The sequence below is a fragment of the Burkholderia sp. LMU1-1-1.1 genome (assembly GCF_040675865.1).
Taxonomy (GTDB): domain Bacteria; phylum Pseudomonadota; class Gammaproteobacteria; order Burkholderiales; family Burkholderiaceae_D; genus Rugamonas.
Genome location: NZ_JBEGHG010000067.1, coordinates 96,749 through 120,816 on the forward strand (window position 1 = coordinate 96,749; position 24,068 = coordinate 120,816).

Sequence of the window (24,068 nt, forward strand, 5' to 3'; positions counted from 1 at the left end):
CAATGGGGGCGGGTCAGATCGCGTAGGCGATCCAGCGCCCGCAAACGATCACGCAAATCCACAGGAGCAGCGACAGCCACGCGCACGGCTTGACGAAACGTGTCCATCGCGCGCCGCCGCCCGCCGCGTCCGGGGACAGCAGCGGACGCCGCGTGAGCCAGGTCAACGAGAATGCCGTGGCGACCAGGGCCATCTTGAGCCAGAACGTCGTGTTCGTCAGTACGCGGTCGGGCTCGCCGATACCCATGACCAGTCCCGTGAGCAGCAACACGACGAGCGCGCGCCACATCCAGGGGAAATAGTGGCGCACGACTTCGGCCAAAGGCTCGTCCGTGGCCAGCATGCCGGCAAGGCGCAGGTCGGATACCAGCGCCGAACCGACGATCACGGCAATGGCCAGGATGTGAATGCACTGTACGGTCGGCACGATCCAGAACACGTCCCGGATCAGGGCGCTGAGCGACGACTCATACAGCCAGGTGATAAACGTCTCTGAGGACATGGGTCATCTTCCTTGTGGGGGATAGGCATCGCGGGCCGCGGGCGGCCGGCGCGCTGGCGAAGGCAGCCGGGTTGTCATTCAAAGTCCCTTTTCTTCGCGATCGGGAGCAAGGTCGCGGCGTCCGCCGGCAGCAGATAGCCTTCCTTGACCGATCGCGCCTTGGCCTGCTCGAATTGCTCGGCGTAGTTCCCGCTGGTGCCGTACAGCTTGCGCAGCTGCGCGCGGGAGTAGGGAATCTTGGTGTCGTAGACCAGGCCGCAGTTGGTTTCCTGGTCGGTCATGTAGCGGCTGGAGGGCACGCTGATCCAGGGAGGGCGCACGCCGCCGAGCATGTTGCCGGTCGCCGGGTCGCGCACCACCGACCTGCCCTTGCGTTCCACCCGGGGCGCCCGTGGCATCGCCGTGCCTTCCCGCACCCAGCGGTCCATGCCGTCGAGCAGGGCCGAGACGACCATCTGGACGGGTTCGTCGTACAAGGTCCGGCAGCGCGCATCGCCTGCCTTGCCGACATCGGCGGCAAAGCGTTCCGTATGCTCGGTGCCGAGGTCCGCCAACCGAAGATGCGGCATGCCGGTCACTTCGTAGTAGCGAAGTTGCGGACTGTCCGTGTCCGGCGGCAATTCGATGCCTTCGATCGCGTCGTGCATCAATTCGGACTGGCTGTAGACCGTCACGAACGGGGCATCGCCGGGCATCTTGCGCGGCACGCGAACGACGTCGCCCCCGACTTCGCCATAGGCCATGCGGCCGGTCATGTAGGCATCGATCAGGGGGCGTCCATCCGGCATGCGCCATTGCTGGTGGCGGCCTTGATCGAGGTAATCCATCCACACCTGCGCCGTGACCGCCCAACTGTTGACATAGACCCGGCGCACATCGAGATTGGCCAGCGGGCCGGTCGGGGAATTGGATTTCAACACCATCGCGAGCTGCGCCGCAATCGCTTGCGCCTGCGGAGGGAAGGGATCCGGCGCGCCGCCACGTTTGAAGCGCTCCGGATCGTAATAAGCGCCCAGCGGCGCGTAGCGGGCGTAGTCGTAACGGCGCATGAAGTCGAAGTTGACGATGCGGCCATACTGCTTGACATCGTCGGCGACCTCCATCAATTTATCGGAGAGGAATTTGGGGTCGCGCCGCGGCTTGTTGATGTTCAGCGTATAGCCCACGTAGGCATATCCCTGGCGAAGCAGATACTCACGGGTGAGTATCCAGCCGGCGCCACGCTCGCCAAACCAGCTGAACGGCTCGATCACGACGGTGCCGTTGAAGCGCGCCGGGTCCACCGGTTTGCGGATCAGGATGCGCGTGGTGTAGGGCGCCCGGAGCAACTGCTCGCCTGCGGCGGTGATGGCGGGGGCGATGCCGGACAGGTAGTATTCTTCTTCCTGGTATCCATGCCGGGCCAGGTCGCTGTATTCCGTGCCGGGCCGGTCGGCCGAGGACAAGGGCGGTTTGCCGGAGTTCGGGACGGCGACGAGCGTGGGCATGCCCGGCACTTCGCCCATGGCGGATTGCGGGAGTGTCAACGACAGGGCGGCCGTCGTCACGGCGCGCCCAAGCTTGCTTGAGATCGCATTCATTTCAGTGGCTATGCTTTTCGGAGTGGGTGGTGGATGGCCGCGCCGGCCGCGGCGAGGCGGCGCGACGCCCAGCATTTATTTGCGACCGAGGCCTATCTTGCCGTCGCTGCGGAACTCGAGGGTGTTGTTCTCGCAGACGTATTCCTGGATCTTGTAGTCGGACCGCTTGTAGTCGAGGGTGAAGCGGTACGCCGCGTTGAGGACTTCCGGGTCTTCGATCACGATTTGATTCTCCAGATGATCGGCGTCCTTGAGCCGGAATCGCTCCGTGATCTTCATGTCTTTTCCGTGCGGGATGTCGTACAGCTTCGCCTCGGGGCGGATGCCGAGGGTCTCCACGACGAGCGTGTCACCTTCCCACCGGCCGCGCGAATGTCCCTGGAACATCGGGTCCAACTTGTCTTTCGGCGGCATCGGCTCGGTCAGCAGAATGCGGCGCACCTGCTGCAGATACTCTCCGAGCACGACCACCTTCTTGCTGTCATGGATGATTTCAATCGGAAAGAGCGCCGTCATCATGGTCGGCATGCCTTCCGGCAGGCACTTGCTGCTCGTGGTGGCGATCGGGGCCCCCGATTCGTCGGCGTCGGCCAGCTTTTTCTTCAGCGCGGTGTATTGGCTCAGAAAGGGCTCCTTGAGCGCGGGCTTGCCACCAGGCAGCACCGGCCGATCCGGGTCCTCGCCAAACCAGTCGTCGGGGGTTCTTTCCCACGTTCCACTGATGTCGGGCTTCTTCGCTTCGGCGGGCTGCTTCACTTCGGCGGGCTTGCCGCATCCGGATACGATGAACGCGCCGGCGGCAGCGGCGAGGACGACGAGGGCCAGCTTGGCCATGCTGGTGCTTCGTGGCGTTTTCACAGGGAGGTCTCCAGTGGATTGGTGTGGTCGGTGTCGAAACAGGCTGCGCCGCGCATCGTCATCCCCCGCCCGACAGGACCACGCCGCCGATCTTTATCTCGACCAGCAAGCCGCCGGGATCGCCGTTCTTCAGCGGATTGAAGGTCACCTCCGCCTTGTCGCCAACCTTGATCAGATCGGACTTCCAACCGGACCTGGACAGGGCGTTGGTGCTGCCGGTCTCGATCTTGTAGCGCTGGGCTGGCTTGCCTTCCGCATCCACATACACCGTCACATGCGGATTGGCCCAGTCGAAGCGCCCGACGACGCCCTTGATCGACACCTGCTTGGTTTTGTTGAAGAGGGCGAACGAGTGGTGTGCGGACGCGGTCGACGAAACGACCGCGAGTGTGACAGTAGACAGCAGAAAGATCCTTCTGCTCGGGCACGGCGGGTAGGTGGGTTGGTTTATCACTGTCATCTCCATTTTTTTATGGATTTAGTTTGTCATATGCATCGCGCCTCCGCTAGGGGGCAAGGGCGGTTTTAGCGCCGCCGAGGACTCGAGTTGCCGATTCGGGCTATTGGCTTGCCGGCGCTCATGAACCCGTGCCCATCGCCGCCCGCCGTGCTGTGGCGGTTTCGGCGCCGCGGCGGACGGGTTGCCGATTCGGGTTAGCGCCTCATCATGGGGCTCGGGATAATCGCATGGATCGTGTCCCTGCCGTGTGCGGCGTCCATGACGCCGCTGTCCTCGACAGGTTCAGCGCGCGCATGAACGACGGCATGCGAAGTCGTTCACGATCCTCACAAACATCAATAACAGGGGACTCCATGCGTTCGATTCAAAGCATCTCAGTACTTTCCGCCGCCTTATGCGTGGCCGCGCCGTCGGCGCGGGCCTACGAACTTTACGCCGAAGGCGGAACCAAATTCGACGCTGAACTGACGGCGGGATACGGCGTGTTCAACACAAAACTTAACTACATCGGACGTGCCGGCGCGACGCGATGGCAAGAGGGCTTCGCCAAATACGGCGTGAGCGGCGCCAGCGACCAGATCGCGGGCGGTTCGCTGTCCGGCGCGCTCAGCTGGATTAGCACGGCGACATGGGGAGGCGGCGATCCGGGAGGACTCAGCACGGGCCGGGAACGTCGCACCGATCTGGAAAATGCGTATCTGGGGTGGAAATCGGCGGACATGTTTCCCGAACTGGGGAAGGATGGCATCGATGTTTCAGCGGGCAGCCAAGTGGTCCAGGCCGGGTCGGGCTTCCTGATTCAAAACGATGGCGTCAACCCGGGGCTGGGCGTGGAAGGCGAACGCTACGATCGCGGCGGCGCCTACTACCTTGGACAGCGCTTGGCGTTCGCAAGGACGGCGGTCCTGAGGCTGGGCGGAACCGAGGGATTGCACGGAAGCGCGATGTGGCTCAAGTCGCATACGCGCTTGCAGGCCAACATGGAGTTGGCCGCCGCCACGCTCGACTACACGGCGCCGGAGGGAACGGTTGGGCTGACGTTCATCAAAGGGTTGGACATCGACCAGCGTTACGCAAGCTTGCCGGACCGGGGGGAGCGCAAGGGCATGAAGGTCTATAGCCTTCGGGCGGAAGGCGGCGCGGGCATTGCGAACGCCGACTTCGCCGTCGAGTACGCTTACCAGGATAAAAAGTCGCGCAACGACCACGCCTGGTATGCCGAGGCCGCCTACACCTTCCCCGAGGCGCAGTGGAAACCGACGGTGAGTTACCGCCAGACTTACTACTCGAAGAAATTCGACAGTCTGTTCCAGGGCGGCTTTAGAGGCCGCTATCAAGGCGAGGTCGCCTCGAACTATGCGTTCTCGTACAATTTCAACACGCGCATCCACGATGTCGGGTTGGTGGCGCATCCGAACGAGAAGGTGACGGCGACCTTGATGGTCTTCGACTACAAGACGCTGACCGACCGCGCGACTTTGAACCTTGACGCGCGCGAAATGGCGCTGTATCTGGACTGGGCCGCCACCGACCACCTGACGCTCTCGTCGATCATCGGGGTGTACAAGCCGAGCAAGTACGACGCCAACGGCGGCAACCAAAGCGGCAGTGCCGGGGCCAACAAATACTTCAAGTTGATGGCGGTGGCCAACTTCTGACGGGATTGCGATCCACCCGATCGAGGCGCGCCCGCGGCCGGCGCGCCTCGTCGAAGGGTGCCCGCGGCAGCCGCGCAGGGATCAGACGATCTGCAACACATCCTGCGTGGCGCGCCGTTCCTTGCGCGGCCAGTTGCCTGCGGCGGCACGGCCCACGGCCACCAGCATCACCGGCAATTCCGACGATTGCAGGCCGAATTCGGCGCTGAGCGCCTCCGCGTCGAAGCCACCCAGCGGCGCGCTGGCCCAGCCCATGGCCTGCGCGGCGATCATCAGCGTCATCGCGGCAAGCGAACCCGAGCGAATGGCCTCGTCGCGCTGTCTGGCGGGATCGCCGTCCATGCTGCCCCGGGTGTCGCTGACCCATTCGTCCAGGCCGGCGTCGTCCAGGTGGCCCGCGTCGCGGAAAGCCTGCATGCTGGCGCGGATATGCTCGTGGCCATCCAGCGTGCCGACGACGATGAAGGTGACGGCGGCGTCGGACACTTGCGGCTGACCGTAGGCGAGCTCGCGCAGCGCCGACTTGCGCGCCGCCGACTTGACGGCGACGAAGCGCCAATTTTGCAGGTTGTAGGAACTCGGCGCCTGGCAGGCGTGGTGGATGAGTGCCGCCACCGTGCCGGCGTCGATCTCGGCGCTGGCATCGAAGTGGGCAACGGAAGTGCGTGCGCCGATCAAGGCGAGCGTCGCGTGGCCGTGGGGGGAAGTTGTGTTCATGGGTAGAGGCGATGTGAGGGGATGGATTACAGCATGCGCGGCAGGACGTCGTTCTCGGGATTGCGGTCGAAGTAGCGGTGTTTGAGCGCCCCGGCGATGTGCATGACGATCACGGCGAGAAGCGTGTAGGCCAGGATGGCGTGCAGCCAGTCGGCCGCTTCGAACACCGGCTTGCTGTCCGGTATCAGCTCCGGCACGGCGATGCCGAAAAAGCTGATGCCGTCGCTGAACTCGAAGGTGCTCGACAGGGTGTAGCCGGTGATGGGCAGCATGACGATCAGGAAATATAAGGCGCCGTGGGCGAGGTGCGCCATCTTGCGGTCGAACGCGGGAAGGGTGGCCGGCAAAGCGGGCGCGCGGAGGCGCAAGCGGTTGGTGAGGCGAATGAACGCCAGCAGGAACACCAGCAAGCCGAACGACTTGTGCCACCAATACAGTTGGCCCACCAACGGTTCGCGCGCCTCGTCGTAGGGCGTCATGAACCACCCGCCAAAGATCTGGCCGAAGATGAGGAGCGCCATCAGCCAATGCATCGCGCGCATGCTTGCCGGGTACTTTACATTTTTTTGCATTTCAACTCTCCAGTAGTGAATCCCCCGGATGACCTTCACCGGGGGCAACAGCGATAGTGCCGCGTTGACGGATTAGAGCGTGGCCAGGCCTTCGCCGAAGATGTCCAGCGCCTTGAACAGCAAGGAGCGCGGTATCGTCAGCGACGGCATGACCCGCATCACGTTGGTGTAGCGGCCGCACGGCACCATCAGCACGCCGTGGCTCAACACATAGCCCATCAGCTTGCCCAGTTTTTCGCCGTTCAGCGGTTCCTTGGTGAGCTTGTCTTCCACCAGCTCGATGCCGATCATCAGGCCGAGGCCGCGCACTTCGCCCACGAACGGGCTGTTGAAGCCACGGACACGCTCCTGCACTTCCAGGCCGAGCGCGTGGGCGCGGTTCAGCAGGTCCAGTTGTGGATCTTGCAGCAGGCTGATGTTGGTCAGCGACACGGCGGCGGCGACCGAGTTGGCCGCGAACGTGTTGGGCACCGAGCCGTCGGGGATCTTGGCGGCCAGGTCCGAGCGCATCACCAGGCCGGCCATCGGGACGTCGCCGCCCATGCCCTTGCCGAAGGTCAGCATGTCCGGCTTCACGCCGGAATGTTCCACCGCCCACATCTTGCCGGTGCGGCCGGCGCCCGATTGCACTTCATCGACGATCAGCAGCGTGCCGCTGCGGTCGCATGCCTGGCGCAGCAAGCGCATGAATTCCGGCGACGGCGGCACATAGCCGCCTTCGCCCTGCACCGGTTCGACGATCACGGCGGCCACGTCGTCGGCCGCCGTGTAAGGCGTGTTCAGCAGATAGTCGACATACTCGCCGGCGATTTGCTCGGCGCTCTTGTGCGTGGTATCGAAGGGGAAGCGGTAGGCGTAGGGATAGGGCGCATGGATCACCCCTCCCATGAACGGCGCGAAGCCCTTGCGGTAGTTGGTCCCGGTGGTCAGCGCGTTCGAGGCGTTCCACACGCCGTGGTAGCCGCCGTGGAAAGCGATGATCTGGTGCCGGCCGGTGACGCGCTTGGCGAACTTGACGGCGGCCTCCAGCGCGTCGCTGCCGCTTTGCGTGAAGAAGGTGATGCAGTCGCCGCGCAGTCCATCGGGCATGATCGCGGAGATCTTGGCGGCCAGTTCGGTACGCTTGGTGCTATTTACCTCCATGGCGTGCATCATCACCTCGGACTGCTTGCGCATGGCCTCCACCACCTTCGGGTGGCAACGGCCCACGCTGCTCACGCCCACACCGGCCGACAGGTCGATGAAGGTATTGCCGTCCGGGTCCATGATCGTCACGCCGAAGGCTCGGTCCATGACCACCGGCATGCGGCCGCCGCCACGCGCCATCGATTCCGTGCGGGCCGACAAGGCGAGCGCCGCGCTCGCTTTTGGGCCGGGGAATCCGGCGCTCACCATTTTCGGAGCATCCGGGAAATTCAGGGCTTCCAGTTCAATTTCAGTCATCTACGCACCTCGTTCGGGGTTATTGTCAGGCGGATTTCTCCGAGCGCAGCGAAGCCTGGTCGGGCGGGCCCGATCGCAGTTCGCTTTGCGCATGACAAATAGTGATCCAAACGGCACCCGATGCGGTAACCCGAATCCGCACTTGCTTCGACACCGCGCGGGTCAGTGGTGGCGGCCGAATTTGCCCGACAGCGCGGCACGCAGCGTTTGCGACGGCAGTTCATGGAACAGGGCGAAGTAGTCTTCGGCAAAATGGCTCATGTGAAAAAAACCCCAGCGCGCCGCGATCTCGGCGATGCAGGCCTGGTCCTGGGCGGTGCGCATCAGGTCGCGGCGCGTCCCGTTCAGGCGCACCGAGCGCAGGTAGTTCACCGGCGTTGTTCCGGCCACCGAGCGGAAACTGTTCTGCACCGTGCGGCGGCTCACCTGCAGCCGCTTGCTCGCTTCCATGATGCTGGGGGAATTGTTGGCGTCGACGAGTGTCAGCCTATGTAATTTGTCAACGATGTAGCTGTGCGTCGTGCTCGGCTGGCGCTGCGCGGAATCGCATTCCCGGTCCAGCAACAGATTGACCAGTTCGTCGAGCAGCACCGCCGTCAGCCGGTCTTCGGCGTGCGCCGCGGTTGGCGGCGGCACTTGCGCGAAGGCTTGCGCGAACAGCGCCAGAAGCTGGTCGCGGCAGGCCAAAAACCGCGCCGGCGGCACCTTGATCACCGGCTGCTTCAGCAATTTCCAGATCTTGTCCGCGCCCGTCGTGCGATCCAAGTGCTCCTCAAACAATTGACGCTCGAAGGTCAGTGCCAGCATGTCCATATGCATCGGCGCATGAAACATGAATTCCTCCCCGCCGCGCAGGAAGAGCACACTGGGGGCGCTGATCTCCCGCCCCTGTAGATACGCGGCGCCGGACAAGGCGATCGGCAGCGCAAAGCAGATCCTGCCCGGCGGCGTTTCTCCATGCTGCACCACACGCTGGTTGATGCGCTCGCGAAACACGTGACTCCGGCTGTTTTGCAGCTGATGCAGCGAACTGTCCAGCCGCCCGGCACTCAGCTGCGTGTACGTCTGGTTCCACGTTCCGATCGCTGCGGCGTGCAGATGCACATTGTCAAACTCTTTGGCGCTATGCAGCATGTCGTCCTCCCCCTGATGTCACACGGTATGCCGTATTTTTATACGCGATTGACGCGATTGACGCGATTGACGCGATTCTATGCCGATTTTGGCACCGCGCCGGACATTCGACGTCCGCGTTGTTGCAAACATGTTTTTTCGGCGTGTTGTGCGGGTTTGGGATAACCGCTGCCGAAATCAAGCGCCTAAGCTCTGAGGACTCGATTGTCGAGCAGCGATCCGACCACACTCCATGGAATAGACATGATTACTATAAATATAAGTTATCGCAACCAGGCCGCGTCGGCGCGGCGCCGGACTGGTTGGACTGAACAATGAAACGCTATGTGAGTCTCCTTCATCTTGAACGGCTGTTGTTCCGTCTGCGCATGCCGATCCTGGCCGGCCTGGCGGTGCTGACGGCGGTGATGGCGTTCTTCGCGCTGCAGCTGCGCATGGACGCCGGTTTCGAGAAGCAGATGCCGGTCGGCCACGAGTACATCCAGACCTTCAACCAATACCGCAACGAGGTGCTGGGCGCCAACCGCATCAACATCGTGCTGCGCGCCCGCAAGGGCGGCATCTGGACCCAGCCGGGCCTGGCCCGGCTGCACGAGTTGACGCAGGCGGTGATGTTCCTGCCGAACGTGGACCGGCTCGGCGTGCAATCGCTGTGGACCCCGAACACGTTTGTCAACGAGATCACCGAGGAGGGCTTCCGCGCCGATCCGGTGATCCCCGGCACCGTCACGTCCGAGCGGCTGGACGCGGCCGCGCTGGCGCAAATCCGCCGAAGCACGGCCGCCGGCGGCTTCGTCGGCACGCTGGTGTCGCAAGGGCAGGACAGCGCCATGGTCATCGCCGAGATCAACGAGTTCGATGCCAGGGGCGACAAGATCGACTACGTCGCCTACAACCACTTGCTGGAAAAGGAGATACGCGCCAAGTTCGAGGACCAGGACTTCGAAGTGCAGATCATCGGCTTCGCCAAGCAGATCGGCGATGTCGCCGACGGCGCGGCCGGCGTGGTCAACTTCTGCATCATCGCGCTGCTGCTGACGGCGCTGGCGGTGTACTGGTATTGCCGCTCGCTGCCGTTGACCCTGCTGCCGGTGCTGTGCTCGCTCGTGTCGCTGGTGTGGCAGTTCGGCACCCTGCGCCTGCTCGGCTACGGCCTCGATCCGCTGGCCGTGCTGGTGCCGTTCCTGGTGTTCGCCATCGGCGTGTCGCACGGGGTGCAGCAGATCAACTACATCGTGCGCGGCATCGCCGCCGGCATGGATTGCGAACAGGCGTCCAAGGCCAGCTTCCGCGGCCTGCTGGTGCCCGGCGTGCTGGCCCTGGCCACCGCCTTCGTCTCGTTCGCCACGCTGGTGATGATACCGATCCCGATGGTCAAGGAACTGGCCATCACCGCCGCGATCGGCGTGGCCTATAAAATCGCCACCAACCTGGTGATGCTGCCGCTGGCCGCGTCGCTGCTGAGCGTGGGCAAAGACTACGCGGGCCAGGCGATGGCCTCGCAGCTGGCGCGGGCGCGCTGGCTGGCGCCGCTGGGCCGCGCGGCCCGGCCCGGCACGGCGGCGGCCATCGTCGTGGCGACCCTGGCCCTGCTGGCCGGCTCCGCCTGGTACAGCAGCGACCGCCTGGTGGGCACCTTGCAGCCGGGCGCGCCCGAGCTGCGCGCCGACTCGCGCTACAACCTCGACGCCAAGTCGATCTCGGCCAATTACTCCACCGGACTGGACTGGCTGACGGTGGTGCTGGCGCTGCCGGCGGGCTCGTGCGAGAACGTCGGCTTCGGCCGCTACCAGGACGATTTCGACGCCGCCATGCGCTATGTGCCGGGCGTGATGTCGGTGAGCTCTTTCGCGGCCCAGGTCAAGGCCTACAACGAGGGCTACAACGAAGGCAATCCGCGCATGGCCGTGGTGCCGCTGGACCCCGGCAACTACGCGGCGCTGGGCGTGGAGGTGGGCCGCGTGCGCGGCTTCGTCAGCAAGGAGTGCGGCATGCTGGCCACCAACCTGTACCTGACGGACCACAAGGCGGAGACCATCAACCGCGTGATCGCGGCCGTGCGCCACTACCGCGACGTCCATCCGCTGGCCGGCGTCACGGTGCGCCTGGCGGCGGGCAACGCCGGCGTGCTGGCCGCCGTCAACGACGAGGTCGAGAAATCCGAGTTGCCGATGATGTTGTACGTCTACGGCGCCATCGTCGTGCTGGTGCTCGCCGTCTACCGCGACCTGCGCGCCGTGGTCGCCTGCTGCGTGCCGCTGACGGTGGCCACCTTCATCGGCTACGCGTTCATGAAGTATCTGCAGATCGGCCTGACCGTCGCGACCTTGCCGGTGATGGTGCTGGCCGTGGGCATCGGCGTCGACTACGCGTTCTACATCTACAGCCGGCTGCAGCTGCACCTGGCCGGCGGCGAACCGATCGGCGTGGCGCTGGACAAGTCCATCCAGGAAATCGGCGTCGCCACCATCTTCACGGCCATCACGCTGGCGATCGGCGTGGCCACGTGGTCGTTCTCGGCGCTCAAGTTCCAGGCCGACATGGGCAAGCTGCTGGCGTTCATGTTCCTGGTCAACCTGGTCATGGCAATGACGGCCTTGCCCGCCTTCGCGGTGTTGCTGGAACGCCTGTTCCCGCGCCGCCGGCCGATCCGGCTCGGCGCCGCCCTGAAGCATTGAGGAGAACGATATGACATCGAACAACACATGGCGGCACGCCGCCTGCGCGATACTGGCCGCCTGGCTGGCGGCGACCGGGGCCACGGCGGCCCCGGCCAATGAAACCCCGGCGCTCAAGCCGGCGCGGCACGACCCCTACGCCGCCAACGCCGGCATGCTGGACGCGGACCGCGCCGGCAAGCGCGTGGTCGCCGTCGGCGAGCGCGGCGTCATCCTGCTGTCGGACGACGACGGCGTCACGTCGCGCCAGGCCACGGAGGTGCCGGCCGACCTGACCCTGACGGCGGTCGCCTTCGCCGACGAGCGCAACGGCTGGGCGGTCGGGCACGGCGGCGTGATCCTGCACACCGCCGACGCCGGCGATCATTGGGAGCTCCAGCGCAGCGACAGCGCCACCGACCAGCCGCTGCTGACGGTCCACTTCCGCGACGCCCGGCACGGCTGGGCCGGCGGGTTGTGGTCGCTGCTGCTGGCCACCAGCGACGGCGGCAAGACCTGGACCAACGTCACCCTGGCGCCGCCCGAGGGCAGCAAGAAGGCCGACCTGAACCTGCTGAAGATCTTCGCCTCCGGCCGGCAGCTCTACATCGCCGCCGAGCGCGGCATGGTGCTGCATTCGGCCGACGACGGCGCCACCTGGCAATACCTGGCCACCGGCAGCAAGGCGTCGCTGTGGAGCGGCGCCGCCAGCGGCGCCGGCACCCTGGTGGTCGGCGGCCTGGGCGGACGCATGCTGCGCAGCACCGACGGCGGCGCCCACTGGGCGGCGGTCGAAGCGGGCAGCGCCTCGGTGACGCAGCTGCGCGCCGACGGCCAGGGCCTGTGGGCCGGCACGCTGGACGGGCGCCTGTTGCGCAGCACCGACGACGGCCGCAGCTGGAGCGCCGTTGCCGCCGGCGCCACGCCGCTGACGGCGATCGTCGCGCGCGCCGGCGGCGGCTATCTGCGTTACGGCAAATCGGGATTGATCAAATGAGCCGCCGTTCGCCCTGGCGCGACATGTCGATGCGCGCGCGCCTGCTGATGCTGTCGGGCGTGTTGTCGGCGGCGATCCTGCTGCTCGGCGGCATGGGCATCTATTCGGCACAGCGCGCCGTCCACGACATGGAGCGGATGCACGCCGGCGACGCGCGCGCCATCGAATTGCTGGCGGATATCCGCAGCAACATGCTGGAAGGGGTGGTGGCGTCGGGCCAGATGGCCGGTGCGCCGGCCGACCAGAAGGCGCAACTGCTGCGCGCCGGCGACGAGTATATGCGCATCGCCGCCGACAGCTGGCGGCAGTACCGGCAGATTCCGGCCAACGCCCGCATCGCCGCGCTCAGCGGCCAATTCGAAAAGGCGTTCAAGCCCGCCTTCGACGCCACCACGCTCTATTACCGCGCCCGCTACAACGGCGACCTCAAGGCGGTGGCGGCCGTCGACGCCACCATCGAACCGATCTGGAACGCCTATGTCGACGCCACCGCGGCGCTGGTGGCGGCCAACAAGGCAATGGCGCGCGAGCGCTTCGACGCCAGTGTGGCGGCGTTGGTCTGGATGCGGCTGGTGGCCGGCGTGGCCATCTGCGGCGGCATCTTGCTGTCGGTGCTCATGCACCGGGGGGTCGTGCGCTCGCTGCTGGTGCCGCTCGAGGCGGCCGTGCGCAACTGCGAACAGATCGCCGCCGGCGACCTGCGCGGGGGCCTGCCGCCGGTCCGGGGCGACAACGAGATCGGCCGCCTGGTCGGCGGCTTCGGCACCATGCAGCGCGACCTGTCGGCGGCGGTGCGGGTGGTCAAGGACGGCACCGGCGAGATCGCCGCCGCCACCCGCGAGATCGCCCAGGGCACCGAGGACCTGTCGCGCCGCACCGAGCGCCAGGCGGCGTCGCTGGAGGTGACGGCGGCCAGCGTCGAGACCTTGGCGCGCACCGTCGGCCAGAACGCCGGCAGCGCCGCCACCGCGCTGCGCATGACCGGCGCGGCCAGCGCCATCGCCCGCCAGGGCAAGGACGCGGTGGCCGGTGTGATCGGCGCGATGGCGCAGATCGAGGCAAGCGCGCGCCAGGTGGCCGAGATCGTCACGGTCATCGAGTCGATCGCCTTCCAGACCAACATCCTGGCCTTGAACGCGGCGGTCGAATCGGCCCGCGCCGGCGAGCACGGGCGCGGGTTCGGCGTGGTCGCCGGCGAGGTCAGGGGGCTGGCGCAGCGCTCGGCGTCCGCCGCGCGCGACATCGGCGCCTTGATCCGCCGCTCCGGCGCCGAGGTCGCGGCCGGGGCGGTCCAGGCCCGGGGCGCCGGCGAGACGATGGAAAAGATGCTGGCCGAGGTGACCCAGGTGGCCGACATCGCCGCCCGCATCGCCGAGGCGTCGCGCGCGCAGTCGCGCGACATCGCGCAGCTGAGCGAAGCGGTCGGCGAAATCGATGGCGCGACGCAGCAAAACGCCGCGCTGGTCGAGCAGGTCAGCGCGGCGGCGGCGTCGTTGGCGCGCCAGACCGACGCGCTGTCGGCGGCGATGGCGGTGTTCAAGCCGCAGGCGGCAGCGCCGGCACGCCCCGCACCGCCGTCGGTGGCGCCGCCGCCGGCGCGAAGGCCCATCGGACCGCTCCCGGCGGGCTGAGCGCGACGCGCCGCCGCGCGGCGGCGCAACACGTTACCGGCCCCGCGCCGGTATTTTTTCGCCCGTCATTCCGAGGTGCGGTTTTGGGCTAACGCCACACCGGGCCAAGGCGCAAACTTCAAATCATGGCGTGGCGATGACACGGCGCGCCGCTACCTAAAGGAGTTTTGCATGAGCTACAACGAATCCCGTTTCTGGCACCCGATGATGCACCCGGCCGACATGAAGTCGCGCACGCCGCTGCGCATCGTGCGCGGCGACGGTTGCCACGTGTACGACGACCATGGCCAGAAGTTTGTCGACGCCGTCGCCGGCCTGTGGAACGTCAACGTCGGCCACAACCGCGCCGAGGTCAAGCACGCGGTCATCGAACAGATCAACCAGCTCGAATACTTCCAGATCTTCGACGGCGTGTCCAATCCGCGCGCCGAGGAACTGTCGGCGCAGCTGGTCGGCATGCTGGCGCAGGAGGACATGCAGCGCGTGTTCTACGGCTCGAACGGCTCGGACGCGACCGAAACGGCGCTCAAGCTGGCGCGCCAGTACTGGAAGATCCTGGGCCAAAAGGACCGCACCAAGTTCATCTCGCTCAAGCAGGGCTACCACGGCAGCCATTTCGCCAGCGCCGGCGTCAACGGCAACGCCGCCTTCCGCCGCAACTACGAGCCCAACCTGGCGGGCTGCTTCCATGTCGAAAACCCTTGGCCTTACCGCAACCCGTTCACCGACGATCCGGAGGAGCTCGGCCGCATGTGCGCCATGCTGCTCGAGCGCGAGATCGAGTTCCAGGGCCCGGACACGGTGGCCGCCTTCATCGCCGAGCCGGTGCAGGGCGCCGGCGGCGTGATCGTGCCGCCGGCCAACTACTGGCCGCTGGTGCGCGCCGTCTGCGACAAATATGGCGTGCTGCTCATCGCCGACGAGATCGTCACCGGCTTCGGCCGCACCGGCAACATGTTCGGCGCGCGCGGCTGGGGCGTCAAGCCCGACATCATGTGCTTCGCCAAGGGTATCTCGTCGGGCTACATCCCGCTCAGCGCCACCGCGATCAATTCCCGCGTCGTCGAGGCGTTCGAGGGCAACCGCGACTTCGGCGGCGCCGTCATGCACGGCTACACCTATTCCGGCCACCCGGTCGGCTGCGCCGCCGCCATCGCCAGCCTGAAGATCGTCGTCGACGAAAACCTGCCGGCCAACGCCGCGCGGCAGGGCGCCCACCTGCTCGAGGCGCTGCAACCGATGGTCGGCCGCTACGAGGCGATCGGCGAAATCCGCGGCAAGGGCCTGATGCTGGCCATCGACCTGGTCAACGACCGCAAGACGCGCGAACCGATCAGTCCGGGCAACGGCTACGCCTACGCCGTGGCCGAGGCCACGCGCCGCCACGGCGTCATCGTGCGCCCGGTCGGCACCAAGATCATCCTGTCGCCGCCGCTGGTGATCCAGCGCGCGGAGATCGACCACATTGTCGCCGCGCTCGACGCCGGCTTCAAGGCCGTTCCGTTCACCCGTACCTGATTGCGAGCCCATTCATGACACTTACACTGCAACACTTCATCGACGGCCAGGCCGTCGACGCCTCCGACGCGGCCACCATTTCGCTGGTCAGCCCGGTCACCGAACAGCAGTTCGCCACGTCGGCGCGCGGCACCCGCGCCGACGTCGACCGCGCCGTCGCCGCCGCCCGCGCCCAGCTCGACGGCGGCGCCTGGAGCCGCATGAACGGCGCCGCGCGCGGCTTGCTGCTGTTCCGCCTGGCCGACCTGGTGCAGCGCGACCTGGAGCTGCTGGCCGACATGGACGCGCGCTGCATCGGCCGCTCGCCGATGGAGCCGCGCATGATGGACATCCCCAACGCCGTCGGCACCCTGCGCGCCGCCGGCGGCTGGGCCGACAAGCTGGAGGGCCGCACCATCCCCACCGGCGGCTACATGGGCATGGCGACGCTGTCGTACACCCGGCTCGAGCCGGTCGGCGTGGTCGGCGCCATCGTGCCGTGGAACGCGCCGTGCATGATCACCACCTGGAAGCTGGCCTCGCTGCTGGCGGCCGGCTGCACCGTGGTGATCAAGCCGTCCGAGGAAACGCCGCTGTCGGCGCTGCACCTGGCCGCGCTGTGCAAGGAAGCGGGCTTCCCGGACGGCGTGGTCAACGTCGTCACCGGCCTGGGCGAGGTGGTCGGCCGGGCGCTGTGCGAGCATCCGGACGTCGACAAGGTCACCTTCACCGGCAGCCCCGAGGTCGGGCGCGAGATTTCGCGCGTGGCCGGCGCGACGTTCAAGCGGGTGGCGCTGGAGCTGGGCGGCAAGAGCGCGCAGATCGTCTTCGACGACGCCTCGCTGGAGGCGGCCGTGCGCGGCTGCGCCATGGGCCTGTTCGTCAACCAGGGCCAGGTGTGCGCGGCCGGCACCCGCATCCTGGTGCAGCGTTCGATCGCGGCCCGCTTCACCGACGCGCTGGTGGCCGCCGCGCAAGCGGTGCGGGTGGGAGATCCGGAGCAAGCCGGCGTGACCATGGGGCCGGTCGCCAAGCGCGAGCAGTTCGAGCGCGTCAACCGCTACATCGCGCAGGGCGTGGCGGAGGGCGCGACGCTGCTGGCCGGCGGCGTGGCCGAGCACAGCCGTGGCTGGTTCGTGCGGCCCACCATCTTCGGCGACGCCAGCAACACCATGAGCATCGCCCGCGAAGAGATTTTCGGCCCGGTGGGGACCATCATCGCCTTCGACACCGACGAGGAGGCCATCGCCATCGCCAACGATTCGAGCTACGGCCTGGCGGCGACGGTGTGGACGCAAAACGTGGCGCGCGCCCACAAGGTGGCGCACGCGGTCAGGGTCGGCGCGGTCGGGGTCAACTGCTGGAGCCCGCTCGATCCCAACCTGCCGTGGGGCGGCGTCAAGAGCAGCGGCCTGGGGCGCGAGTGCGGCTTGACCGGGGTGCTGTCCTATACCGAGGAAAAAGTCATCACGGTGTTGTTGCCGTAAGCGCAGGCGGCCGGAGGCGCCGCCACCGGACGCGCATGGCGCCCGGCGCGACGGCCGTTGGCGGCGCCATCGAGTCAAACGAGAACAGGCGCGTTCCCCACGTGAGGGTCACGGGGGGAACGCGCGCCCACAACCTGAAGGGGATGCATCATGATTTGTCCAAGACTGTCACACCGTTCCACCGTAGGCCTGCTGCTGGCCGGGGCGCTGGCCGCCCTGACGGCGCCGCCGGGCGCCTTGGCCGCCGACCCGGCCTTGCTCGACAAGACGCTGACGCCGGCCGGCGGCGAGCGCGCCGCCAGCAAGGATGGCGCCATTCCGGCCTGGCAGGGCACGGAAGCGCCGCTGGCGGGCTGGGAATGGGGCAAGCCGCGCGCCGATTTCTGGAAGCACAAGGGCGAGAAGCCGCTGTTCTCGGTCGACGCCGCCAACGCCGACAAGCACGCGGACAAGCTGTCGGCCGGCCAGCTGGCCACGCTCAAGCAGGTCAAGGGCTACCGGATGGACGTCTATCCCAGCCACCGCGGCTGCGGCGCGCCCGACTTCGTCGCCGCCAACACCCGCAAGAACGTCGACCTGGCCAAGTTGGCCGCCGACGGCTGGAGCCTGAAGGAAGCCGTGGTGCCCGGCTATCCGTTCCCGATGCCCACCACCGGCATCGAGGTCATGCTGAACTCCAAGATGCGCTACCGGGGCGTCGGCATCGATTACAAAAACATCATCACGGCGGTGTCGCCGCGTCCGGGCACCGACCAGTGGATCAAGGCCGGTTCCGAGCAAAGCCTGTTCATTCCGACCGGCGCCAAGGGCGCGACGATGCTGTCGAAGCTGTCCCAGGTCGAGTTTTACGTCTACTTCGGCTATAACAACCCGGCCGCGCTGGCCGGGCAGGCGCTGGCCATCACCCAGTACCTGAACCAGGCCGAGAACGAGACCTTCTATTACTTTCCCGGCCAGCGCCGGGTGCGCCGCATGCCGTCGTACTCGCACGACTCGCCGCAGGTCGGCTTCGAGAACCAGTACACGCTCGACGAGCCGCAGGTGTTCAACGGCGCCCTGGACCGATTCGACTTCAAGCTGGTCGGCAAAAAGGAGATGCTGGTGCCGTACAACGCCTTCGGCGCGTTCGACTTCCGCGCCAAATTCGAGGACGTGGCGCTGCGCGACTTCATCGATCCGGGCCACCGGCGCTACGAGCTGCACCGCGTGTGGGTGGTCGAGGCGACCGTCAAGGCCGGCATGCGCCACACCGCGCCCAAGCGCATGTTCTACCTCGACGAGGACAGCTGGGCGCTGCTGGTGGCCGACGATTTCGACGGCCAGGGCAAGCTGGCCAAGCTGCGCGAAGGCTTCGTCATTCCCGTGTATGAAACCGGCAGCTGCGACGTGATGGCGATGGTGCAGCACAACCTGGCCGAGGGCCGCTACGTGTTCGACGGCGGCACCGCCGGCGCCGGCAAGGATATCCAGTGGGTCACGGAACCGAACGGACCGCGCTACAAGGCCGGTTTCTATACCTCCGACAACCTGCGCGCCATCAGCGAACGCTGATCCGTCCCCGCCACCACAAGGATAACCGATGAAACCACTGCATACACCGCTGGTGATCGCGGCCGGCGCGCTGCTGCTGCACGGCGCCCGCGCGGACGCCGTCAACTTCAGCACCGACTATTTCACCGCCAGCTTCAATTCGACCCTCTCCGCCGGCACCGGCATCCGCACCAGCGAGCCGTCGTGCGACCTGGTGGTCAAGGGCGCCGGCGGCGCCGGCGCGCCCGCCGGCTGCCTGGCCGCCACCTCGGCGCTGGGCGACCAGGGCAATCTGAACTACGCCAAGGGCGACCGCTACACGACCTTCCTCAAGGGCACCCATGAACTGCTGATCAAGATACCGGACCAGGATGTCAGCGTGATGACACGGGTGGGCTGGCTCAAGGATTTTTCCGCGACCCACACCACCGGCTACACCAGCGCCACCGACCCCGGCCCGCCGGCGGTGCGCCAGGGCCTGTCCGACGACGCCCGCAAGGACTTGCGCTTCAAGACCCGGCTGTACGATTTCTGGATCAGTAAAACCTTCGACGTCGCCGACCAGCGCGTGCGCGTGCGGGCCGGCAACCAGGTGATCAGCTGGGGCGAGAGCCTGTTCCTGCCCGGCGGCATCAACACCACCAACGCCTCGGACCTGTTGAAGCTGTCCCAGCCCGGCACGCCGTTGAAGGAGGCGATCCTGCCGGCGCCGATGGTCAGCGTGGCCACCGGCCTGGGCCATGGGGTCAACCTGGAAGCCTACGTCCAGACGCGCTGGAACGGCAACTACTTCCCGCCGACGGGCAGCTACTGGTCGACCGCCAACGGCCTGGGCAGGGGCGACAACGCCTACGGCCTGGTGACGGACCGGGCGCGCAACTCGGGGCAGTGGGGCGCGGCGCTGCGCTACCAGCCCGAGGGCACGCAGCTGAACCTGGGCGTCTACGCGATGAACTACCACGACAAGTCGCCCAACTTCAGCACCAACATCCGCAACACCGGTGTGGCCGGCTGGACCTACGCCGAGGACCGCAAGCTCTACGGCATCAGCGCCAACCTCCCGCTCGGCGACTGGGCGGTCGGGGCCGAGCTGTCGTACCGGCCGCGCGAGGCGGTTTCGCTCAACAGCAACGTCAGCGGCTGCGCCGCGCAAAACGGCAACTGCTGGGTCGACAACCGCAAGGTGCAGGCGGCGCTGACGGGCCTGTATTCGGCGGCGCCGAGCAACGCCGGGGCGCTGCTCGATTTCCTGCACGCCGACACCGCGACCTTGATGGCCGAGGCCGTGCTGATCAAGTATCCGGGCCTGCAATCGTACTACGGCGGCGATCCGATCTCGGCCGGCGCCTGGGGCTGGGGCCAGCAATTCGACCGCGACGGCACGCCGGTCGCCGTCGGCACCAAAACGTCGTACGGCGTCAACCTCGATTTCAGCTGGGTCTATGACGGCACGCTGATCCCGGGCTGGCAGGTGGTGCCGGAAATATATTATTTCCAGGCGCTCAAGGGCCGCACGCCGAACAGCGCGTCGACCTTCATGCAGGGCGCCAAATCGGTCAACTTCACGGTCACGCTGATCCAGAACCCGGCCAACTGGCAGGTGGCGCTGAACGTGACGCGCTTCTGGGGCGGCAGCACCGTGTTCGACCAGCTGTACCGCGACCGCAACCTGGTGGGCTTGAACGTGTCCAGGAATTTCTAGGCGCGGCCGATGCCGCCGGCCCCGTTCCCCGGCGCCGGCGGCCGTTGTATTAATGCCCAATAATATGTAGAGGTTGATGTCAAGCCGCGCATTTGCTGCTACAACATCCAGGGCGGCGGACATCTTCAACGAGAAGAACAGGAAGAGACAAAGGCAATGACTAACTTAAACGAGGCTTGTAAGGCGCGCCTGGAGGCGGCGCCGGCGGGCACATCGACCGAATTGCGGCGCGGCAGCCTGGGCGTGGGGCTGATCGTGCTGCTGGTGATCTCGGCGGCCAGCCCGCTCAGCGTGGTGGCCGGCGGCTTCCCCCTTGGAATAATGCTGGGCAACGGCGCGGGCACGCCGGCGCTGGTGGTGGTGGCGCTGTTGCTGCTGCTGGCGTTCGCGTCGGGCTACACGGCCATGGCCGGCGAGGTGACCAACGCCGGCGGTTTTTACGCATTGATCGCGCGCGGACTGGGCGGTTACGCCGGCGGCGCGGCGGCGCTGGTGGCGGTGGTCGGCTACAACTGCCTGCAATTCGCCTTGTACGGCATGTTCGGGGCGGTCACGTCGGGTTCGCTGCAGGCGGAATTCGGCATCCACGCGCCGTGGTGGGCGTGCAGCTTCGTGGCCATGGCCAGCATCGCCGTGTTCGGGTATCGCCGCATCGACCTGTCGGCCAAGGTGCTGGCCTTGTTCGTCGTCGCCGAATACGTCGCGGTGCTGGTGCTCGATATCGCCATCCTGCGCAAGGGCGGCGATAGCGGCATTTCGCTGGCGTCGTTCACGCCGTCGGTGGTTTCGGGCGGCAATCCCTTTATCGGCTTGCTGTTCTGTTTTGCCGCCTTCATCGGCTTCGAGGCCACCACGATTTACGGCGAGGAGGCGAAGGATCCGCACAAGAGCATTCCGCTGGCGACGTATGTGTCGGTGCTGGTCATCGGCAGCTTTTACGCGGTCTCGCTGTGGTGCATGGTGCTCGGCGCCGGCGCGGACAAGGTGGCCGGCTCGATCCGGGCGCTGGCCGATCCGACCATGTTCCTGTACACGTTGTCGGACCGCTATGTCGGCCCGGGCTTGACGGTGGCGTTGCGCGGCTTGTTCATTGTCAGCGTCTATGCGGGTTTGTTGGCGTTTCACAATTCCACGGCGCGCTATTTCTATGCCATGGGACGTGAGCGGCTGTTGCCGGGGCGGCTGGGGCAAACGCATCCGTCGCACCAGAGTCCGCACGTGGCGTCGGTGTTGCAGAGCGTCCTGTGCTTCGGTGTGGTGCTGTGTTTCGCGCTGGCCGGGGCCGATCCGCTGATGACCTTGTTCGGCTGGCTGTCGAACGTGGCGACGCTGTGCATTTTGCTGCTGATGGTGTTGACCAGCATGTCGGTGTGGCGGTATTACCGGCGGCACCGGCATGTGCGGTGCGGGCCGCTGCGGACCTTGGTGCTGCCGCTGCTGTCCGGCTGCGGCCTGGGCGCGGTGCTGCTGCTGGCGGTGTCGAATTTCGATGTGTTGACGGGCGCCAGCCATAAGACATCCTATACGCTGGTGGGACTGTTGCCGCTGGCCGTGGTGGCCGGATTGGTGGCGGCGCACCGGTTGCGGGTGGCGGACGCGCGCCGCTTCGCCTGTCTCGGCCAGGTCGACCGCAGCTAAAGGCGGGAAAAAACAGCGGGCCTTCATCGTTTCTCCACACGGCGCGCACCGAATATGCATGCCGGACGCCTACGCTGTCGGACATTACTTCCGACAGCGGCAGGCCAACATGGACATCCACTCTTCACACGTCAGCATCCGTTCCGGCACCCACGGGCGCACGCCGCTCGCCAGGCTGCGCGAACTGCTCAAACTGGGTTGGCGCAGCGCGCTCGATCCGCACGCCACCCATGGGTGGCTCGGCCTGCTTAACTCGGATCCGGTGTTCCGCCAGCTGGTCGCAGCGCGGCCCAGGCTGGTCGGCAAGGTTTTCCGTCCCTATCTTTCCACCACGCTCAACAGTGCGCAGCGGACTTCGCTGCTGATCGGCCATTATCACTCGATCCTGCGTCAGGGCTGGGGCCCGCTGGTGTTGCAGGCGGCTGGCGCGGGTGTCGAGCTCGGGGCCTTGCCCGGCAAGCGCGGCGGCGTGATCAGGCTGGTTCTGCGCGCCGTCGAGCCGATGGAGCGCGAGGGCGAGCTGGCGCTGCAGCTGATGCACGATGCGGTGCTGGTGTGCTCCTGCGCGTTCGTACTGATCGACAGCCCGGACGGCTTCGACGTCGGCGTCGGCTGCATCCAGGGGCCGGGCGGCGGCGCCGGCCTGTCGATCGTACGGGAGGCAACGCGCCAGTTGCACGGCCTGCGTCCCAAAAGCCTGCTGATTAAACTGCTGTGCGTGCTGGGGCGTCGCTACGGCTGCGACGGCCTGCGGCTGGTGGGCAACGGCAACCGTACGGTGCGCGGCGCCATCAGGCAAGGCAAGGTGCATGCCGACTACGACGCCTTCTGGCGCGAATGCGGCGCGACCCGGCGCGACGACGGCGACTATTACCTGCGTTGCGCAGCGCTCGCGCCGCCGGATTTGCTCGCGATGGCGTCGAGCAAGCGCTCGGGAGCGCGCCATCGCCATGAGGTGCTGCGGCAACTGGCCGGCCTGGTCTCGGCCCGGCTGGACCGGGAGGGCGGGCCGGCCGGGCCGACGTGATTCAAAGCGGCGCGGGCCGCGGTTCCTCCAGGTTGCCCGGCAACAGCGCGCCGACCCTGGTGGCCGCGTCCATCACCAATTTTCCCAGGAATTCCTCGTTGTACAGGCAGTAGCGCTCGTGGTTGAACACCAGCGTCAGGCTGCCGGCCACCGTGCCGTCGCGGTAGAGGATGGGCGCGGCCACGCCGTCGCTGCCGGCGTCCAGCTCGCCGTGCGATATCCAATATCCGTGTTCCTTGATGGCCTGCATGTGGGCCTTGAAACTCTCCCAGTCCGGCCCGATGGCGCGCACGTCGGCCTCGTGCTGGCGGGTCTTCCATAGCCGTTTGAGGCGCGGCTGCTTCAGGTGCGCCAGGATCACCTTCGAACTGGCGCTGCGGAACGTCGGCACCGCCTTGCCCCGGCTGTACGTGATCGCCCAGTCGCGGTTGTCGCCTTCCTGGTGGATGTTGATGATCTGGCTGTCGTAGATCGTCGCCAGCAGGCCGATGCCGCCGGTGCTGGCGACCAGCTCGGCCAGCACGCCGCGGCCGATGTTGAGCAGGGGATCGGTTTCGCGGATCTGGTAGTCCAGCTGGATGATGCGCGGCCCCAAACCATACAGCCCCATGTTGCTGACCAACAGGCCAGCCTGCATCAGCTCCTTGATATAGCGGTAGCACGTGGTGCGCGCCAATTGCAGCTCGTCGGCGATGGCGTCGGCCGACAGGGCGGTGTGTTCCTTTGAAAACAGTCCCAGGATGGACAGCATGCGGGTCAGGCTGGACATGGTTGATGGCGCTTCAGGCGCTGAAAGTTGGTTGTCGGACATTTTACCGCGATTCAAATCCTACATAGCGGGATTTAATTAAATCCCAAATGGCGGAACTGTTAATTGCCATAATCCCGCCGATTGGCGTCGCTTTCGCCGGAAATCTCCTGATATATCGTTGATTCATGACGTAAGCGACGTTTTTATGGCGGCGGGGGACGAATGCC

19 protein-coding genes are annotated in these 24,068 nt (G+C 66.4%); 10 read left to right on the forward strand and 9 right to left on the reverse strand.

Going from position 1 to position 24,068, the window contains the following annotated elements:
- Positions 1-13: 13 nt before the first annotated feature.
- The 4 genes from MRBLMU1_RS28140 to MRBLMU1_RS28155 all read right to left on the reverse strand — a co-directional run bounded on the left by MRBLMU1_RS28140 (position 14) and on the right by MRBLMU1_RS28155 (position 3,394).
- Positions 14-502 (reverse strand): DUF6644 family protein, encoded by a 489-nt coding sequence (locus MRBLMU1_RS28140; protein WP_363508953.1) that lies wholly within the window; start codon positions 500-502, stop codon positions 14-16.
- Positions 503-576: 74 nt separating this feature from the next.
- Positions 577-2,082 (reverse strand): alpha/beta hydrolase domain-containing protein, encoded by a 1,506-nt coding sequence (locus MRBLMU1_RS28145; protein WP_363508956.1) that lies wholly within the window; start codon positions 2,080-2,082, stop codon positions 577-579.
- Between the two features lie 75 nt (positions 2,083-2,157).
- Entirely contained in the window at positions 2,158-2,916 is a 759-nt protein-coding gene (locus MRBLMU1_RS28150) for a hypothetical protein (RefSeq protein WP_363508959.1), read from the reverse strand.
- 82 nt (positions 2,917-2,998) lie between these two features.
- Positions 2,999-3,394, reverse strand: a complete 396-nt coding sequence (locus MRBLMU1_RS28155) for a DUF6152 family protein (protein ID WP_363508961.1) — start codon at positions 3,392-3,394, stop codon at positions 2,999-3,001.
- A gap of 359 nt (positions 3,395-3,753) precedes the next feature.
- Here MRBLMU1_RS28155 and MRBLMU1_RS28160 point away from each other — a divergent pair, with 359 nt between their 5' ends.
- Positions 3,754-5,058 (forward strand): hypothetical protein, encoded by a 1,305-nt coding sequence (locus tag MRBLMU1_RS28160; protein WP_363508964.1) that lies wholly within the window; start codon positions 3,754-3,756, stop codon positions 5,056-5,058.
- Positions 5,059-5,139: 81 nt separating this feature from the next.
- Here MRBLMU1_RS28160 and MRBLMU1_RS28165 read toward each other — a convergent pair whose 3' ends face one another.
- The 4 genes from MRBLMU1_RS28165 to MRBLMU1_RS28180 all read right to left on the reverse strand — a co-directional run bounded on the left by MRBLMU1_RS28165 (position 5,140) and on the right by MRBLMU1_RS28180 (position 8,924).
- Positions 5,140-5,775, reverse strand: a complete 636-nt coding sequence (locus MRBLMU1_RS28165) for a nitroreductase family protein (RefSeq protein ID WP_363508967.1) — start codon at positions 5,773-5,775, stop codon at positions 5,140-5,142.
- A 26-nt stretch (positions 5,776-5,801) separates the two neighbouring features.
- Positions 5,802-6,347: a cytochrome b gene (locus MRBLMU1_RS28170; protein WP_363508970.1), complete on the reverse strand. Its 546-nt coding sequence runs from the start codon at positions 6,345-6,347 to the stop codon at positions 5,802-5,804.
- A gap of 72 nt (positions 6,348-6,419) precedes the next feature.
- Positions 6,420-7,790 (reverse strand): aspartate aminotransferase family protein, encoded by a 1,371-nt coding sequence (locus tag MRBLMU1_RS28175; RefSeq protein WP_363508973.1) that lies wholly within the window; start codon positions 7,788-7,790, stop codon positions 6,420-6,422.
- A gap of 162 nt (positions 7,791-7,952) precedes the next feature.
- Positions 7,953-8,924, reverse strand: a complete 972-nt coding sequence (locus MRBLMU1_RS28180; protein WP_363508976.1) for a helix-turn-helix domain-containing protein — start codon at positions 8,922-8,924, stop codon at positions 7,953-7,955.
- A 314-nt stretch (positions 8,925-9,238) separates the two neighbouring features.
- On the opposite strand from MRBLMU1_RS28180, the gene MRBLMU1_RS28185 reads away from it, so the two are divergent.
- The 9 genes from MRBLMU1_RS28185 (at position 9,239) to MRBLMU1_RS28225 (ending at position 23,090) form a co-directional block, all read left to right on the forward strand.
- A complete protein-coding gene (locus tag MRBLMU1_RS28185) occupies positions 9,239-11,602 on the forward strand; it encodes an efflux RND transporter permease subunit (RefSeq protein WP_363508979.1) in 2,364 nt (787 codons plus the stop codon).
- A gap of 10 nt (positions 11,603-11,612) precedes the next feature.
- The gene (locus MRBLMU1_RS28190) at positions 11,613-12,578 is read left to right on the forward strand and encodes a WD40/YVTN/BNR-like repeat-containing protein (protein WP_363508981.1); all 966 of its coding nucleotides are present in this window, start codon (positions 11,613-11,615) and stop codon (positions 12,576-12,578) included.
- A complete protein-coding gene (locus MRBLMU1_RS28195) occupies positions 12,575-14,209 on the forward strand; it encodes a methyl-accepting chemotaxis protein (RefSeq protein WP_363508984.1) in 1,635 nt (544 codons plus the stop codon). The genes MRBLMU1_RS28190 and MRBLMU1_RS28195 overlap by 4 nt, the downstream gene beginning before the upstream one ends.
- A 171-nt stretch (positions 14,210-14,380) precedes the next feature.
- On the forward strand, positions 14,381-15,727 hold the full coding sequence (locus MRBLMU1_RS28200; RefSeq protein ID WP_363508987.1) for an aspartate aminotransferase family protein: 1,347 nt from the start codon (positions 14,381-14,383) through the stop codon (positions 15,725-15,727).
- A 14-nt stretch (positions 15,728-15,741) separates the two neighbouring features.
- Positions 15,742-17,193, forward strand: coding sequence for an aldehyde dehydrogenase family protein (locus tag MRBLMU1_RS28205; protein ID WP_363508990.1), 1,452 nt, complete (start codon positions 15,742-15,744; stop codon positions 17,191-17,193).
- Between the two features lie 150 nt (positions 17,194-17,343).
- Positions 17,344-18,744, forward strand: a complete 1,401-nt coding sequence (locus MRBLMU1_RS28210) for a DUF1329 domain-containing protein (RefSeq protein WP_363508993.1) — start codon at positions 17,344-17,346, stop codon at positions 18,742-18,744.
- Positions 18,745-18,772: 28 nt separating this feature from the next.
- The gene (locus MRBLMU1_RS28215; RefSeq protein ID WP_363508996.1) at positions 18,773-20,425 is read left to right on the forward strand and encodes a DUF1302 domain-containing protein; all 1,653 of its coding nucleotides are present in this window, start codon (positions 18,773-18,775) and stop codon (positions 20,423-20,425) included.
- A gap of 156 nt (positions 20,426-20,581) precedes the next feature.
- Positions 20,582-22,063, forward strand: a complete 1,482-nt coding sequence (locus MRBLMU1_RS28220) for an APC family permease (RefSeq protein WP_363508999.1) — start codon at positions 20,582-20,584, stop codon at positions 22,061-22,063.
- Positions 22,064-22,121: 58 nt separating this feature from the next.
- Positions 22,122-23,090: a DUF535 family protein gene (locus MRBLMU1_RS28225; RefSeq protein ID WP_363509002.1), complete on the forward strand. Its 969-nt coding sequence runs from the start codon at positions 22,122-22,124 to the stop codon at positions 23,088-23,090.
- 1 nt (position 23,091) lies between these two features.
- On the opposite strand, the gene MRBLMU1_RS28230 is transcribed toward MRBLMU1_RS28225, so the two are convergent.
- Positions 23,092-23,859 carry an IclR family transcriptional regulator gene (locus MRBLMU1_RS28230; protein ID WP_363509004.1) on the reverse strand — a complete coding sequence of 256 codons (768 nt, stop codon included), beginning with the start codon at positions 23,857-23,859 and terminating at the stop codon, positions 23,092-23,094.
- Between the last annotated feature and the right edge of the window lie 209 nt (positions 23,860-24,068).

Bases quoted from the DNA above. Each gene is read 5' to 3' on its own strand.
- MRBLMU1_RS28145 (WP_363508956.1), bottom strand. From the start codon at position 2,082: ATGAATGCGATCTCAAGCAAGCTTGGGCGCGCCGTGACGACGGCCGCC.
- MRBLMU1_RS28180 (WP_363508976.1), bottom strand. From the start codon at position 8,924: ATGCTGCATAGCGCCAAAGAGTTTGACAATGTGCATCTGCACGCCGCA.
- MRBLMU1_RS28215 (WP_363508996.1), top strand. From the start codon at position 18,773: ATGAAACCACTGCATACACCGCTGGTGATCGCGGCCGGCGCGCTGCTG.
- MRBLMU1_RS28200 (WP_363508987.1), top strand. From the start codon at position 14,381: ATGAGCTACAACGAATCCCGTTTCTGGCACCCGATGATGCACCCGGCC.
- MRBLMU1_RS28175 (WP_363508973.1), bottom strand. From the start codon at position 7,790: ATGACTGAAATTGAACTGGAAGCCCTGAATTTCCCGGATGCTCCGAAA.
- MRBLMU1_RS28165 (WP_363508967.1), bottom strand. From the start codon at position 5,775: ATGAACACAACTTCCCCCCACGGCCACGCGACGCTCGCCTTGATCGGC.
- MRBLMU1_RS28185 (WP_363508979.1), top strand. From the start codon at position 9,239: ATGAAACGCTATGTGAGTCTCCTTCATCTTGAACGGCTGTTGTTCCGT.
- MRBLMU1_RS28170 (WP_363508970.1), bottom strand. From the start codon at position 6,347: ATGCAAAAAAATGTAAAGTACCCGGCAAGCATGCGCGCGATGCATTGG.
- MRBLMU1_RS28210 (WP_363508993.1), top strand. From the start codon at position 17,344: ATGATTTGTCCAAGACTGTCACACCGTTCCACCGTAGGCCTGCTGCTG.
- MRBLMU1_RS28205 (WP_363508990.1), top strand. From the start codon at position 15,742: ATGACACTTACACTGCAACACTTCATCGACGGCCAGGCCGTCGACGCC.
- MRBLMU1_RS28220 (WP_363508999.1), top strand. From the start codon at position 20,582: ATGACTAACTTAAACGAGGCTTGTAAGGCGCGCCTGGAGGCGGCGCCG.
- MRBLMU1_RS28190 (WP_363508981.1), top strand. From the start codon at position 11,613: ATGACATCGAACAACACATGGCGGCACGCCGCCTGCGCGATACTGGCC.
- MRBLMU1_RS28140 (WP_363508953.1), bottom strand. From the start codon at position 502: ATGTCCTCAGAGACGTTTATCACCTGGCTGTATGAGTCGTCGCTCAGC.
- MRBLMU1_RS28195 (WP_363508984.1), top strand. From the start codon at position 12,575: ATGAGCCGCCGTTCGCCCTGGCGCGACATGTCGATGCGCGCGCGCCTG.
- MRBLMU1_RS28225 (WP_363509002.1), top strand. From the start codon at position 22,122: ATGCCGGACGCCTACGCTGTCGGACATTACTTCCGACAGCGGCAGGCC.
- MRBLMU1_RS28150 (WP_363508959.1), bottom strand. From the start codon at position 2,916: ATGGCCAAGCTGGCCCTCGTCGTCCTCGCCGCTGCCGCCGGCGCGTTC.
- MRBLMU1_RS28230 (WP_363509004.1), bottom strand. From the start codon at position 23,859: ATGTCCAGCCTGACCCGCATGCTGTCCATCCTGGGACTGTTTTCAAAG.
- MRBLMU1_RS28160 (WP_363508964.1), top strand. From the start codon at position 3,754: ATGCGTTCGATTCAAAGCATCTCAGTACTTTCCGCCGCCTTATGCGTG.